The following is a 14,220-nucleotide window of genomic DNA, read 5'->3' as shown; positions in this document are numbered from 1 at the left end:
CCCGAACGGGCCTGCATTGTACCCGAGACTTTCCGCACCCCATCCGCGTACCCGGCAGTACGACCCCACGGTCGTTGAATGGACGATCGAGGCCGTCTCCATGCCGCGCGTTGATCGCGCGCCGCGCGCGTCGCTTGCCGCACCGCGCCCAGGGTTTGTACTAAATACGGAATAAATACCAAATATGGTACTTTGTCATTTTCCATCATTGCGTGCGCCACGGCCTGCCGCGGCCACGCCTGCCCGCGGCAACGCTCCGGGCACCAGCCCTGCCAACGCCACCCCGCCGGGCGCGCACCCCGGATCGAAACATGCCTACCGATTTGAAGCCCCTGAAACGCGACCTGGCCCTGGCGCACCGCCTGCTGGTGGACCAGGGGGCCATGGATGCCTTCGGCCACGTCAGCGCGCGGCATCCGGACCGGCCCGACCGGTTTTTCCTGCCGGTGTCGGGCGCGCCCAGCCGGGTGACGCCGGACGACATCATCGAATACGACATGAACGCCGAGCCGGTCGAGCCCACCGCGGCCGGCCTGTTCTCGGAACGCATCATTCATAGCGCGATCTACCGTGCCCGGCCGGACGTGGGCGCGGTGTGCCATCATCACTCACCGGCGATCATGCCCTTCGCGCAAACCGGCGCGCCGCTGCGACCCAGTTGCCAGACCGGCGCGGCCATGGGTGCGCAAGTGCCTTACTGGGACAGCCGCGACGAGTTCGGCGACACGCGACTGCTGGTGGTCACGCAGGCCGAGGGCGACTCCCTGGCGCGCGCGCTGGGACCCTGGTGGACAGTATTGATGCGGCGGCACGGCGCGACGGTGGCCGGCCGCACCTTGCACGAATGCGTCTTCCGCACGGTACATGGCTGCGCCGATGCGGCCAACCAGATCCGCGCCGCGGCCCTGGGCGCGGTGCAGCCATTGAGCGAACAGGAACAGAACCTGGCCGGCACCCTGCGGCCCGACCCCATCCTGCGCTGCTGGTCCCACTGGCTGGCGGTGATGGCGCCGCAATTGCGCCTGGAAGCCTGAGGTTGCAGTCCGGAAGCCTGTCTGGCAGTGCGAGCGCCGTCGACACGGCGCATCCCTATCGCCTCAAGATCCCGAACGCAGCGCCGCGCCGCCCGCCCCCTTGGCGCGCCCGCCCTTCTCGCGTCCGGCCTCGTCCGCGGCCAGCAGGCCGCGCAGATACTGGACGGCCGCCGCGCCCTTGAGCGCGGTTTTCCACGCATCCTTGACGATCTGGTCGTGCAGCTTCAACGCCTCCGGCGCCGAAGTCAGCATCGCCACGCCCACGCGGATATTGGGCTGCGCACCCAGGCGGAAGGGGCTGATCGTCAAGGTGCTGCGCTCGGCCTGGCGGAAAATCTGGAAGCCGTTCAAAGGCAGGGTGTCCGTCACCACGCCGATCTGCACGCCCAGGTTGTCGGCTTCGATCAGGCCGGCCAGATGTTCGATTTCGGCGCGGGTCGCTTCGTGGCGCGCGCGCAGCACCTTCTCCGGCACGTCGGCGCGGCCCAGCAGGCCGCCGTTCAGGAAGCGTTCGATCTGCTCGGCGGAAATCAGATTGACGATGCTGGGGCGCCGCCGCATATAGGTGCGTTTGCGCTCGCGCAGGATCTCCATGATCAGGTCGATATCCTGCATCGTGCGCTTGCGGCGCGGCGCATCTTCCGGGACGCTTTCGCGCAGCACCTGTTCCAGGTTGCCATCGAACTCGTCCGAAGCCAGCAAAAAGGACACCGGCCCGGCCAGCACGATGATCTGGTCGGCGCTTTCCTCCAATTGGCGGGTGCGTTCGAAATAGCTGACCGCGGAAGCCATGTACTCGATGCCCACGCCCAGCAAGGTGGGCATGGACACGTCCAGCAGCTCGGACAGGCGTTCCAGGGTTTCGACCTTGGCGATCTCCCCTTTTTCGACGCGGTACAGCGCCGTCCGTGAAATGCCGATCTTCTGCGCGACCTCGTCGGCGCTCAGGCCCGACGCCATGCGAAAGGCTTTTACCCGTTTTCCTATGTCTTCGTAGCGCCAGCGCATTCCCGAAACTCCTGTCCCCCGTGGGCGCGCGGAGGGCTACGGCGGCATCCCGCCGTAACGGCACCCCGCCGCGCAGTGTGCAAATTGTATAGCGCTGGACCAATTCTGGTACGGCGGCGCTGGGCGCCCGGCCAAGCGCTTCGGGCACCCGCGCCGGCGACCACCGGACATGGCGGCGGCCGGGGATCGGCGACCGCCGGCCGGTGATGTCGAGCTACCCCGCCAGCTTCGCGATCCAGGGCGCGAGCTCGGCCTTTTCCTCCAGCCCGAAGCCCGGCGCGGACGTGGGACGCACCCGCCCTTGCGCCAGGCCGCAACCCGGCGGATAGCCGCCAAAGGGCTGGAACACGCCGGGATAGGCCTCGCAGCCGCCCAGCTCCAGTCCCACGGCGATGTGCAGATTGATCAAGTGCCCGCCATGGGGATACGCCTGGCGGCGGCTATGGCCGCGCGATTCCAGCAGGTCGAGGATGGCGGCGTACTCGGTCAATCCATAGCACAGCCCCGCATCCATCTGGAAGATGTCCTTGCCACTGCGCGGGCCGCCGTAGTCCAGCAGATTCACGACCTCGCGGATCGAAAACAGGTTCTCCCCGGTGGCCAGCGCGCCGCCATAGGCCTGCGACAGCTCGCGGTTCAGGGCGTAGTCCAGCGGATCGCCCGGCTCTTCGTACCAGCGCAGGCCGTAGGGGGCGATGGCCTCCGCATAGCGCAGCGCGGCAGGCAGGTCGAAGCGGCCGTTGGCATCCACGGACAGGCGCTTGCCATCTCCCGCGATGGCAAGCGCTTCTTCGATGCGCGCCAGGTCCGCGTCCAGGGACGCGCCACCGATCTTGATCTTGTACGCGTCGAAACCCTGCTCGCGATAGGACAGGAGTTCGGCCCGCAGGGTATGGCCGCTGCCGGCAGGATAGTAGTAGCCGCCGGCCGCGTAGACGTCGACGTCGGCGCGGGCACCCTGGCGCTTGAACCGGCGGGCGATGGTGACGTGCGCGGGCTCGTCGGCCAGCTTGGCGTTCAGGTCCCAGATGGCCAGTTCCACGGCGGCCACCGCGCAAGCGCGGTCGCCGTGCCCGCCGGGTTTTTCATTGCGCATGGCGACGGCCGCCACTTTCGCCGGATCGAAGGCGCTGCCGCTTTCGTCCAGCAGCGACGCCGGATCCGCCGCCAGCACGCGCGGAATGACGCGATCGCGCAGGATGCCGCCCTGCGCGAATCTGCCGATGGAATCGAAGGCGTAGCCGACGACGGCGCGGCCGTTGCGGACGATGTCCGTTTCCACGGCAACCAGCGACACGGTGTGCTGTGAGAAGTTGACCAGCGCGTTGGCGATATTGCCGGCGAGCGGGACGGTGATTTCCTTGATGGCGGTGATGCGCATGATGATTGGCTTCCTGCTAGTCGATGGTGGCGCCCGATTCCTTGACGATCTTGCCCCATTTGGCGATTTCGCCGGACAGGAATGCGTCGAAGCGGGCGGGATCCTGGCGCGGCGCGGGCGTCACCGCCATCGTCGCCAGCTTGTCCCTTACCGCGGCGTCGCCCAAGGCCGCCTTGACGGCCTCGTTCAGCGTATCGATGGCCTCCGGCGGCGTGCCGGCGGGCGCGGCCAGTCCGAACCAGCCTATGGATTCGAACCCGGGATAGCCCTGTTCGGCCACCGTCGGCACGTCGGGCAGGAATTCCGAACGCTGCAGAGAGGTCACCGCGATGGCCTTCAGCCGGCCCGCCTTGATCTGCGCCAGGGATGCCGGCACGGAGTCGACCAGCATGGGGATCTGCCCGCCCAAGACCTGCGTCTGCGCATCCGCGCTGCCGCGGAACGGCACGTGCATCAGTTGGATGTCGGCCGTCTTTTCGAAATACTCCATGGTCAGGTGCTGCGTGGAGCCATTGCCCGACGAGCCGAAGGTCAGGCTTTTTTGCCTGGCCAGCGCAACCAGTTGCTTGATATCGCCGAAACCCGCCTGCGGGTTCGCGGCGAATACCTGTGGCGAGGTGCCCAGCAAGGCCACGCCTCGCAGATCCTTGCCGGGCCGGTAGCTCAGCTTGGGATAAAGGGCCGGTGCGATGGCGTAAGGACCGTTGCTGACCAGCACCAGCGTATAGCCGTCGGCCGGCGCGCGAGCCGCCACGTCGGTACCCAGCGTGCCGCCCGCGCCGGGACGGTTCTCGACCACCACGGATTGCCCCAGCCGCCGGGTGATCTGCTCGGCGAACACCCGGCCGATCAGGTCGCCGGATTGGCCCGCGGGAAAGGGCACGATAAGGCGTATGGGCTTGTCGGGATATTGCGCCGCGCCGGCGCTGCCCAGGGCCGCCAGCGACAGGGCGGCCGCGCCCAGGATGTGCTTGAACATGTCGTCCTCCGGATGCCGGGCACGACGAACGGCCCGTTCCTCATTGGTTTGCGTTGGGCACCCTGCCGCGCACGCGCCTGGCGCGCCCGCGCGGGACCCTGCCGGAAAGGCCCTCACGGACCTGTAGAATAGTACGTACCATTGAATGGTACGAACCAATAGTACGAAGGGCCGGCGACGCATGTCAAGTACAATCCCGGCCCATGCCGTGACGGAAAAAAGCAATGACCACGCGCTACGCGGAACTTGCCGAGACCATCGTGAAGGAGATCGGCGCCGGCCGGATGGCGGTCGGCGACCGCTTGCCCAGCGAGGTCGATATGGCGCAACAGCATGGCGTCAGCCGCGCCACGGTGCGCGCTGCGCTGGATATCGTCGAAGGACTGGGTTTGATTTCACGGCGGCGCCGCTCGGGCACCCGCGTGGAAGCCGTGGCGCCGGCCGCGCGCTATGCGCGCTCTGTCGCCACCGTGGAAGACCTGGTGCAATATGCCGCGGAAACCGAGCGGCACGTCCGGCACATAGAGGAAATCGTCGCCGACGACACACTGGCCGCCCGCCTGGACTGCCGGCCCGGCCAACGCTGGCTGAACGTAAAGATGCTACGCACCGAACCCGGCGACGGTCCCGCGATCTGCTGGACGGAGGTCTACCTGGAGCCGTCCATCGGCCAGCGTATCCGCCGCCACGTCAGGCAGGAAAAAGGCCTGATCTGCGACCTGATCCAGGCCACGTGCGGCGTAGTGATCGTGGACATCACCCAAACCATGCGCGCCGTGAAGATGGACGCGCGCCTGTCGCAAGTCCTGGGCTGCGCGCCGGACGACGCGGCCCTGGAAATCACCCGCCATTACAAGGACAGCTCGGGGCGCGTATGCCAGATCACCATCAGCACGCACCCCGGCGACCGCTTCCAGTACCGGCTGGGCCTGCAGCGCTAGGCCGTCAGCCGAAGCGGCCGGTGATGTAGTCTTCGGTTTCCTTGCGCTTGGGCTTCACGAAGATCTGGTCGGTTTCGCCGAATTCCATCAGTTCGCCCAGGTACATATAGGCCGTGTAGTCCGAGCAGCGCGCCGCCTGCTGCATGTTGTGCGTGACGATGACCACGGTGTACTCGTTCTTGAGTTCGGCGATCAGCTCTTCGATCTTCGCGGTGGAAATCGGATCCAGCGCCGAGCAGGGCTCGTCCAGCAGCAGGACTTCCGGCTTGATCGCCACGCCGCGCGCGATGCACAGGCGCTGCTGCTGGCCGCCGGACAAGCTGTTGCCGCTCTGATGGATCTTGTCCTTGACTTCGTTCCACAGCGCGGCCTTGGTCAGCGCCCATTCCACGCGTTCGTCCATTTCGCCCTTGCTCAGGCGCTCGAACAGGCGCACGCCGAAGGCGATGTTGTCGTAGATGCTCATGGGAAAAGGCGTGGGCTTCTGGAAGACCATGCCGACCTTGGCGCGGATCAGCGAGATATCCGTCCTGGTGGTCAGCAGGTTCTCGCCGTCCAGCAGGATTTCGCCTTCCGCGCGCTGTCCCGGGTACAGCTCGAACATGCGGTTGAAGGTACGCAGCAGCGTGGACTTGCCGCAGCCGGAGGGCCCGATGAAGGCGGTGACCTTCTTTTCCCGGATCGACATGTTCACGTTGCGGATGGCGTGGAACTTGCCGTAGTAGAAATTCAGGTTCTTGACCTCGATCTTCGAGGCGAGCGTTTGTGCGGTGTTTTCCATATCGTTTCCCCAGCGCCTGCGGCGCGAGCGGCGTATCAGGTCGGTCGGGTCAGGACTTGCGGAACATGTTGCGGGCGACGATGTTGATCGCCAGGACGACCAGCGTGATCAGGCCGGCACCGGCCCAGGCCAGGTTGTTCCATTCCTTGAACGGGCTGGCCGCGAACTGGTAGATCACCACGGGCAGGTTGGCCATGGGCGCGTTCATGTTCAGGGACATGAATTGGTTGGACAGCGCCGTGAACAGCAGCGGCGCCGTTTCGCCCGAGATACGGGCGATGGCCAGCAGCACGCCGGTCATGATGCCCGAGCGCGCGGCGCGATAGCAGACCATGGTGATCATGCGCCACTTGGGGCAGCCCAGCGCGGCGGTGGCCTCGCGCAAGCCATTGGGCACCAGCAGCAGCATATTGTCGGTGGTGCGTACCACCACCGGCACCACCAGGATCGCCAGGGCCAGCGAACCGGCCCAGCCGGAATAGTGGCCGACCTGCGCCACGTACACGGCGTAGATGAACAGGCCGATGATGATGGAAGGCGCCGACAGCAGCACGTCGTTCAGGAAGCGCGTGGCGGGCGCCAGCCAGCCCGTGCGGCCATATTCGGCCAGGTAGGTGCCGGCCAGGATGCCCACCGGCGTGCCGATCAGCGTGCCGACGCCGACCATCAGCAGGCTGCCGGCGATGGCGTTGATCAGGCCGCCCGCCTGCCCGGGCGGCGGCGTGATTTCGGTGAACAGCGCCAGCGAGATCGCCGCGCCGCCCTTCAGCACCAGGGTAACGATGATCCAGAACAGCCAGAACAGGCCGAATACCAGGGCCGCCATGGACAGGGTCAGCATGACCTTGTTGACGACACTGCGGCGCCGGTAGGTGGCGTTCTGCATATTGATGACGGATACGGCCATGACGATTTTCCGACGCCTCAGTTTTTCTTGCCTTCCTGCAGCGCCAGCCGGGCCAGCAGCAGCTTGGACAGCGCAAGGACGATGGTGGTGATGATGAACAGCACCAGGCCCAGTTCCAGCAGCGCGGACTTCTGCAATCCGCCTGCTTCGTTGAACTCGTTGGCCAGCGCGGAAGCGATGGAGTTGCCGGGAGAGAACAGCGAACCGCTCAGCGAGAAGGAATTGCCGATGACGAAGGTGACCGCCATGGTCTCGCCCAGCGCCCGTCCCAGCCCCAGCATGATGCCGCCGATGACGCCCGACTTGGTGAAGGGCAATACCACCTTCCACATCACTTCCCAGGTGGTGCTGCCCAGGCCGTAGGCGGACTCCTTGAGCATGGGCGGCACCAGCTCGAAGACGTCGCGCATCACCGCCGTAATGAAGGGAATGATCATGATGGACAGGATCAACCCCGCGGTGAATATGCCGATGCCGAACGGCGGGCCGGCGAACCAGCCGCCGATCAGCGGGATATTGCCCAGCACCTCGATCAGCGTCGGCTGCACATACTGCTGGAACACCGGCACGAAGACGAACAGGCCCCACATGCCGTAGATGATGGACGGGATGGCGGCCAGCATCTCGATGGCCGTGCCCAAGGGGCGGCGCAGCCAGGTGGGCGAGAGCTCTGTCAGGAAGATGGCGATACCGAAGGAGACCGGCACGGCGATGATCAGCGCGATGGCCGAGGTGGCCAGCGTGCCGTAGATCGGCACGACGGCGCCGAAGCTGCGCTTGACCGGGTCCCAGTCGTTGATGAACAGGAACGACAGGCCGTACTCCGCCAGCGTCTCCCGGCTGCCGTAGATCAGCGAGATCAGTACCGCCGCCAGCAGGCTGAAAACCAGGAAGGCGAATGCACGCGTCAGGTTCTTGAACAGCGCATCCATCAGCGCGTTGTTGTTTTGCTTCATTGGGGAAGGTGTGCCGTGAACGACAGAAACGTCCGCGTCATGCGGAATCGGCACTTTATTATCCACTACCGCGCTCATGGATGGGCTTTCCTTGGGGTAGAGAAAGGTCCGGGCGACCTTGCCCGGACCTTGCTGGGACGGCTTTTACTTCCAGACAGCCTTGCCGTCGGCGGATTTGATCTCGCTCCAGGAGGCGCGGATCTGGGTCGTCACGGCGTCGGGCAGGGGCACGTAGTCCAGCGCGGCGGCGGACTGCTGGCCGTTCTTGAAGGCCCAGTCGAAGAACTTCAGCACGGCCTCGCCCTGGGCCGGCTTGTCCTGCACCTTGTGCACCAGGATGAAGGTGGCCGAGGTCACGGGCCAGGACTTTTCGCCGGGCTCGTTGGTCAGGACCACGCCCATGCCGGGGGCGCTCTTCCAATCGGCGTTGGCGGCGGCGGCGGCGAAGGCGGTCTGCTCGGGCTGCACGAACTTGCCGGCTTCGTTCTTCAACTGCGTCCAGGCCAGCTTGTTCTGCTTGGCGTAGGCGTATTCGACGTAGCCGATGGAGTTCTTCAGCTGGCCGACGTAGGCGGAAACGCCTTCGTTGCCCTTGCCGCCCTGGCCCACGGGCCACTTCACGGCCTTGCCTTCGCCGACCTTGGATTTCCACTCGGCGGAAACCTTGGACAGGTAGTTGGTCCAGCCGAAGGTGGTGCCCGAGCCGTCGGAACGGTGGACCACGATAATGTCGGCCGACGGCAGCTTCAGGTCGGGGTTCATGGCCTTGATCTGGGCGTCGTCCCACTTCTTGATCTTGCCCAGGAAGATGTCGGCCAGCACCGGGCCGGACAGCTTCAGTTCGCCGGCCTTGATGCCGTCGATATTGACCACGGCGACGGTGCCGCCGATCACGGCGGGGAACTGCAGCAGGCCGTTCTTGTCCAGGTCCGCGCCGCCCATGGGATCATCCGAGGCGCCGAAGTCCACCGTCTTGGCGATGATCTGCTGCTGGCCACCGCCCGAGCCGATGGATTGGTAATTGACCGCGGTACCCGTCGCCGCCTTGTAATCCGAGGCCCACTTGGCATAGACCGGATAGGGGAACGAGGCGCCGGCACCGGTGATGTCGGCGGCTTGCACGGCAAAAACCGCAGCGCTCAGGGCAATGCCCAGGGAGATCTGCTTGAACACACGCATTGTGGTTTCCTTATCGTCTGAGGGAGGAATGACCGGGGAACGGACCCCGCTTGCGTCATGCCAGGCATGTTAAGAGCCGAAAATGACAAGATAGTGACAGTCATATACCGGTCAAACTGCGGTCGGCCGGGCCCTCGCCCGACGGGAAGCGGGTAGGCTTCGTGACAAGTGGCATTTTACCCGGGTGATTATCTGCCGTCCGGTCTGATGGCGCGCACGGGGCCGCCGAGGGAGCGGCCCCGGTCGACGCGTGGGTGTGCCCAGCCGCGCAGGCAACCCAGCCCCCGGGGACCAAGCCCGGGCGGCCCATGGGCAGGCGCGGCCGCCGTGGGGGGACGGCCCTGGGGCGCGCGACCGCCGCCCAGGCTCAGCCGGCGCCGTTGCCCAGCTTGCGCATCAGATGCTCATGCAGGTTGAAAGGCGCCGCCCGGCTGCGCACGCGTACGTAGTCGCCGTCGGGCTGCTGCTGCCAGGCGAGCTGGTTGTCCCGCAGGGCATAGGTGAAGGCCTCGTCCACGACGCGCTTCTTCAGCGCCTTGTCGCGCACCGGGAAGGCGATCTCCACCCGGCGGAAGAAATTGCGGTCCATCCAGTCCGCCGAGGACAGATAAACCGTTTCCTCGCCATCGGCGTGGAAATAGAACACACGCGAATGCTCCAGGAAGCGCCCGACGATGGAGCGCACGCGGATGTTCTCGGACAGCCCGCGCACGCCGCTGCGCAGCGCGCAAACCCCGCGCACGATCAGGTCGATCTTGACGCCGGCCTGGCTGGCCTCGTACAGCTCCTCGATCACGGCGGTTTCCAGCAGCGAGTTCATCTTCGCCATGATGCGGGCCTTGCGGCCCGCCCGCGCGGCCTGCGCCTCGGCGCGGATCAGGGCGACCATGGTCTCGTGCAGGGTGAACGGCGACTGCAGCAGGGACTTCAGCGGGCGGCGCGCGCCCAGTCCCGTCAACTGGGCGAAGACCTTGTCCATGTCCTCGCAGATGGCCGGGTCGGCCGTGAGCAGGCCGAAATCCGTGTACAGGCGCGCGGTACGCGGGTGGTAGTTGCCCGTGCCCAGGTGGGCATAGCGCCGCAGCCGCCCTTTTTCGCGCCGCAGCACCACCGCCATCTTGGCATGGGTCTTGTGCCCCACCACCCCGTATACGACGTGGGCGCCGACTTCTTCCAGGCGCGCCGCCCAGTTGATATTGGTCTGCTCGTCGAAGCGCGCCATCAGCTCCACGACCACGGTGACTTCCTTGCCGGCACGGGCGGCGGCCAACAGGATCTGCATCAGTTCGGAATCCTCGCCCGTGCGGTAGATGGTCTGCTTGATCGCCATTACGTCGGGATCCAGCGCCGCCGCCGTCAGGAAGTCGATCACCGGCTGGAACGACTGATAGGGATGATGCAGCAGCCGGTCGCCCGCCGCGATCGCGGCGAACATGGCGGCCGGGTTTACCGCCGACTGGCCGAAGGGCTCCGGCACCGGCGCCCGGTATTCCGGAAACAGCAGGCCCGGACGGTCGCGGACGTTGCACAGTTGCATCAGGCGCGACAGGTTGACGGGGCCGCCCACCCGGTACGTATCGCTGGGGGCCAGCGAGAACTCCCGCTGCAGGAAGGCTTCCAGCTCCGGCGGCGTGAGCTTGTCGATTTCCAGGCGCACCGCCGAGCCGAAGTTGCGCTGCGACAGTTCGCCCTGCAGGGCCTGCCGCAGGTTCGTGACTTCTTCCTCGTCCACGAACAGATCGCTGTTGCGGGTCACGCGCCACTGGTAGCAGCCCTGCATTTCCATCCCGGGGAACAGCTCGCCGACAAAGGCCCGCATCAGCGAGGTGAGCAGCACATAGCCGTCGGGATGGCCGGACAGCTCGGGCGGCATGGCGATCAGGCGCGGCAGCGCCCGGGGCGCCTGGACAATGGCGATCGAGGCCTTGCGGCCGAAAGCGTCCACGCCGCGCAGGGCCACGATGAAGTTCAGGCTTTTGTTATAGACGCGCGGAAAGGGATGGGCGGGATCCAGGCCGATGGGCGTCAGCAGCGGCATGACATCCCGATGGAACGTTTCGCGCGCCCAGACCTGCTGGGCTTCGTTCCATTCCGAGGCGTGATGCAGCACGATGCCCTGTTCATGCAGCCGCGGCAGGATGTCGTCGTTCAGCAGGTCGTATTGGCGGTCCACCAGTACGTGGACGGCCTCCTGGACCTGGGCGTAGGCCTCGCCCGGGGTCAGGCCGTCGGCGCCCAGCAGATTGGGGGTCTGCCGCTGTTGCTCCTTCAGGCTGGAAATACGGATTTCGAAGAACTCGTCCAGGTTGGAACTGACGATACAGACATAACGCAGGCGTTCCAGCAGGGGCGTGGCGGGGTTCTCCGCCATGGCGAGGACGCGTTCGTTGAATTTCAGCAGCGACAGTTCCCGGTTCAAGAATAAAGGCTGCGACGCCACATTCGATGTCATTCGGATTCCGTTTTGTGAGCCAGCTGACGGGTTTTACGTCAATTTGATGACCATTCCATGACAGCATCGTGTCTACCCACGCAAGCGTACGCCGAAATTCCGGCCGGTGCGACGTGGGCAGAGGCGCAGTCTCTATAATGGCGCGTCACCCTGCTTTCTTGCCTTCCGCCGCATGGATCATTTACTGGCCGCCGTCGACCTTGGTTCCAACAGTTTCCGTCTGTCCATCGGGCGGGTGGTCCAGCAGGAAGGCGCGGCCCAGATCTACCAGATCGACAGGCTGAAGGAAACCGTGCGGCTGGCCGCCGGCCTGGATGCCGACAAGCGGCTCTCCGCCCCGGCCGTCGAGCGCGCCATCGAAGTCCTGGAACGCTTCGGCGAGCGCCTGCGCAGCTTCCATCCCAGCCGTGTGCGCGCGGTGGCCACCAACACCTTCCGCGTGGCCCGCAATACGGGCGAATTCCTGCCGCGTGCCGAAGCCGCGCTGGGCTTTCCCATCGAGGTCATCGCCGGCCGCGAGGAAGCCCGCCTGATCTTCTCCGGCGTGGTCCATACCCTGCCCCCTTCCCCGAACAAGCGCCTGGTCATCGACATCGGCGGCGGCTCGACCGAAGTCATCATCGGCAAGGGCTACGAACCGGGCCTGATGTCCTCGCTGTACATGGGCTGCGTCAGCTATAGCCGGCAATTCTTCCAGGATGGCGTGGTGGACGCGCACCAGATGAAGCTCGCCGAACTGGCGGCGCGCCGCGAGGCCGAAGTCATCGCCAAGCAATACCGCAAGATGGGCTGGAAGGAAGCCTACGGCTCTTCCGGCACGGCCAAGGCCCTGTATGCCATCCTGACGGAATGCGGGTTCTCCAATCGCGGCATCACCCGCGCGGGCCTGAACAAACTGAAAGAACGCATCATCCGCTCCGGCCGCGTCATCCCGTCCGAGCTGCCCGGCATCAAGGTGGAACGGGCGGACGTGCTGCCCGGCGGCCTAGCCATCATGAGCGCCCTGTTCGACGAGCTGAATATCGACGTCATGCACACCGGCGACGGCGCACTGCGCCTGGGGGTGCTGTATGACCTGCTGGGACGCGACGACCGGCACGACAAGCGCGACGAGTCGGTCCGGCAATTCATGAAGCGTTATCACATCGACGCCAACCAGGCCGCCCGCGTGCGGCGCGCCGCGCTGACCCTATTCCGCGAGTCCGGCATCCAGGACGCCACGGACCGCCAGGAGCTGTCGCATGCGCTGGGTTGGGCCGCCGACCTGCATGAGATCGGCCTGTCGATCGCCCACAACGATTACCACAAGCATTCCGCGTATGTGCTGGGCAACGCCGACATGCCGGGGTTCTCGCGCGACGACCAGCGCCTGCTGGCCTTGCTCGCCCTGGGCCACCACGGCAAGCTGGGCAAGCTGGAGCCGCTGGTGCGCAGCCGGGAGGAATGGCTGGCCATTCTGTGCCTGCGGCTGGCGGTCCTGCTGTTCCGCCGCCGGGAAGACCTGGACACCCTGCCCCTGACGGTGTCCGTGCGCGGCGATTCCATCGTCGTGCGCGTGCAGCACGACTGGCTGGCGGAACATCCGCTCAGCGATTTCACCCTGCGCGCCGAAGAATCGGAATGGCGCAAGGTGGGGTTTTCGTTCGAGCTGCTGGAGTTCTAGCCGGCCGCGGGACTCGGGCCGGCCTCGGGACTCAGGCGGCCTTGCGCACCTGGCCCCCGGCGGCCGGGTCGCCCGCCGCCATATCCAGCGGCGTGGATAGGCCGAAGTGCCGGCGATAGCGTTCGTCCATGCGGTTCATTTCGAGCAGGACGGGAAAATCCGCGGCATTGAAATCGGGATCCCAGGCCGGCTCGCCGCAGATCTGGGCGCCCAGCTTCAGGTAGCCCTTGATCAGCGGCGGCACCCGGGCGGGCAGCGTGGTGCTATTGAGCTTTTCCAGCGGATAGCGGTGCAGGGGCTGCACGCGCGGCAGCGTGGCGTCGCCCAGGTGGCCCGATACCGCGCGCCAGACTTCCGCCGCCGTGACGCCGTCGTCGCGCAGGCTGACGCTGGCGCAGCCCAGCAGATAGTCGTAGCCGCCGCGCCGCATGACCTCGGCGACGCCGGACCACAGCAGCATGATCACCGCACCGTTGCGGTAATCCGGGTGCGTGCAGGAACGGCCCGCTTCCACCATGCGGTCGCGCACGGCGCCCAGCCCGGACAGGTCGAATTCCGATTCGGAATAGTACCCACCCGCTTCGCGGGCATTTTCGGGGGTCAGCAGGCGATAGGTGCCGACCACGCGCCCGGTATGCAGCTCGCGCACCATCACGTGTTCGCACCAGGCATCGAAACGATCCTGGTCTATGCCATCGTCGGCGTCCGGGAAGACGGCACCCATGTCTTCGGTGAAGACCCGGAAGCGCAATCGTTGGATTTCCTCGATCTCTTCCGCGGTACGCGCCAAGCCGACAACGAGGCCGCCCGCGGCGGGATTGGTCCACGTATCGGGCGTGGCGGTACGATCAGGGTCGATGCGGACTAGTTCAAGCATTCGGCCAACTCCTAGGTGTCCGGGTAGTGTGGGCGTCATGTATGTCAGGTTTTTGACCGTCA

12 protein-coding genes are annotated in these 14,220 nt (G+C 65.9%); 3 read left to right on the top strand and 9 right to left on the bottom strand.

The window, feature by feature from the left end; all coding sequences use genetic code 11:
• Positions 1-311: 311 nt before the first annotated feature.
• A complete protein-coding gene (locus tag BAU06_RS06310) occupies positions 312-1,034 on the top strand; it encodes a class II aldolase/adducin family protein (protein WP_066345659.1) in 723 nt (240 codons plus the stop codon).
• 63 nt (positions 1,035-1,097) lie between these two features.
• Here BAU06_RS06310 and BAU06_RS06305 read toward each other — a convergent pair whose 3' ends face one another.
• From BAU06_RS06305 to BAU06_RS06295, 3 genes are all read right to left on the bottom strand, one after another.
• Positions 1,098-2,042 carry a helix-turn-helix domain-containing protein gene (locus BAU06_RS06305; RefSeq protein ID WP_066345654.1) on the bottom strand — a complete coding sequence of 315 codons (945 nt, stop codon included), beginning with the start codon at positions 2,040-2,042 and terminating at the stop codon, positions 1,098-1,100.
• A gap of 214 nt (positions 2,043-2,256) precedes the next feature.
• Entirely contained in the window at positions 2,257-3,423 is a 1,167-nt protein-coding gene (locus BAU06_RS06300; RefSeq protein ID WP_066345653.1) for an enolase C-terminal domain-like protein, read from the bottom strand.
• Positions 3,424-3,439: 16 nt separating this feature from the next.
• Positions 3,440-4,402, bottom strand: coding sequence for a Bug family tripartite tricarboxylate transporter substrate binding protein (locus BAU06_RS06295; RefSeq protein ID WP_066345648.1), 963 nt, complete (start codon positions 4,400-4,402; stop codon positions 3,440-3,442).
• A 224-nt stretch (positions 4,403-4,626) separates the two neighbouring features.
• Between BAU06_RS06295 and BAU06_RS06290 the strand changes: the two genes are divergently transcribed.
• Entirely contained in the window at positions 4,627-5,343 is a 717-nt protein-coding gene (locus BAU06_RS06290; protein ID WP_066345647.1) for a GntR family transcriptional regulator, read from the top strand.
• Positions 5,344-5,347: 4 nt separating this feature from the next.
• Here the strand turns inward: BAU06_RS06290 and pstB are convergent, their stop codons facing one another.
• From pstB to ppk1, 5 genes are all read right to left on the bottom strand, one after another.
• A complete protein-coding gene (pstB, locus tag BAU06_RS06285) occupies positions 5,348-6,124 on the bottom strand; it encodes a phosphate ABC transporter ATP-binding protein PstB (RefSeq protein WP_066345646.1) in 777 nt (258 codons plus the stop codon).
• Between the two features lie 49 nt (positions 6,125-6,173).
• Positions 6,174-7,031, bottom strand: coding sequence for a phosphate ABC transporter permease PstA (gene pstA, locus BAU06_RS06280; protein ID WP_082988014.1), 858 nt, complete (start codon positions 7,029-7,031; stop codon positions 6,174-6,176).
• A 17-nt stretch (positions 7,032-7,048) separates the two neighbouring features.
• On the bottom strand, positions 7,049-8,065 hold the full coding sequence (gene pstC / locus BAU06_RS06275) for a phosphate ABC transporter permease subunit PstC (protein ID WP_066345645.1): 1,017 nt from the start codon (positions 8,063-8,065) through the stop codon (positions 7,049-7,051).
• Between the two features lie 66 nt (positions 8,066-8,131).
• The gene (pstS, locus tag BAU06_RS06270; RefSeq protein ID WP_066345643.1) at positions 8,132-9,166 is read right to left on the bottom strand and encodes a phosphate ABC transporter substrate-binding protein PstS; all 1,035 of its coding nucleotides are present in this window, start codon (positions 9,164-9,166) and stop codon (positions 8,132-8,134) included.
• Between the two features lie 367 nt (positions 9,167-9,533).
• Complete coding sequence (ppk1, locus tag BAU06_RS06265) at positions 9,534-11,618, bottom strand: polyphosphate kinase 1 (RefSeq protein ID WP_066345641.1); 2,085 nt, start codon at positions 11,616-11,618, stop codon at positions 9,534-9,536.
• 172 nt (positions 11,619-11,790) lie between these two features.
• Here ppk1 and ppx point away from each other — a divergent pair, with 172 nt between their 5' ends.
• A complete protein-coding gene (gene ppx / locus BAU06_RS06260; protein WP_066345640.1) occupies positions 11,791-13,281 on the top strand; it encodes an exopolyphosphatase in 1,491 nt (496 codons plus the stop codon).
• A 31-nt stretch (positions 13,282-13,312) separates the two neighbouring features.
• Here ppx and BAU06_RS06255 read toward each other — a convergent pair whose 3' ends face one another.
• Entirely contained in the window at positions 13,313-14,158 is an 846-nt protein-coding gene (locus tag BAU06_RS06255) for a GNAT family N-acetyltransferase (protein ID WP_066345639.1), read from the bottom strand.
• Positions 14,159-14,220: the final 62 nt, after the last annotated feature.

Source organism: Bordetella bronchialis, from assembly GCF_001676705.1.
GTDB classification, from domain to species: Bacteria; Pseudomonadota; Gammaproteobacteria; order Burkholderiales; family Burkholderiaceae_B; genus Bordetella_C; species Bordetella_C bronchialis.
The sequence above is the reverse complement of the archived record's forward strand: the minus strand, read 5'-3'. Positions and strand labels throughout refer to the sequence as shown.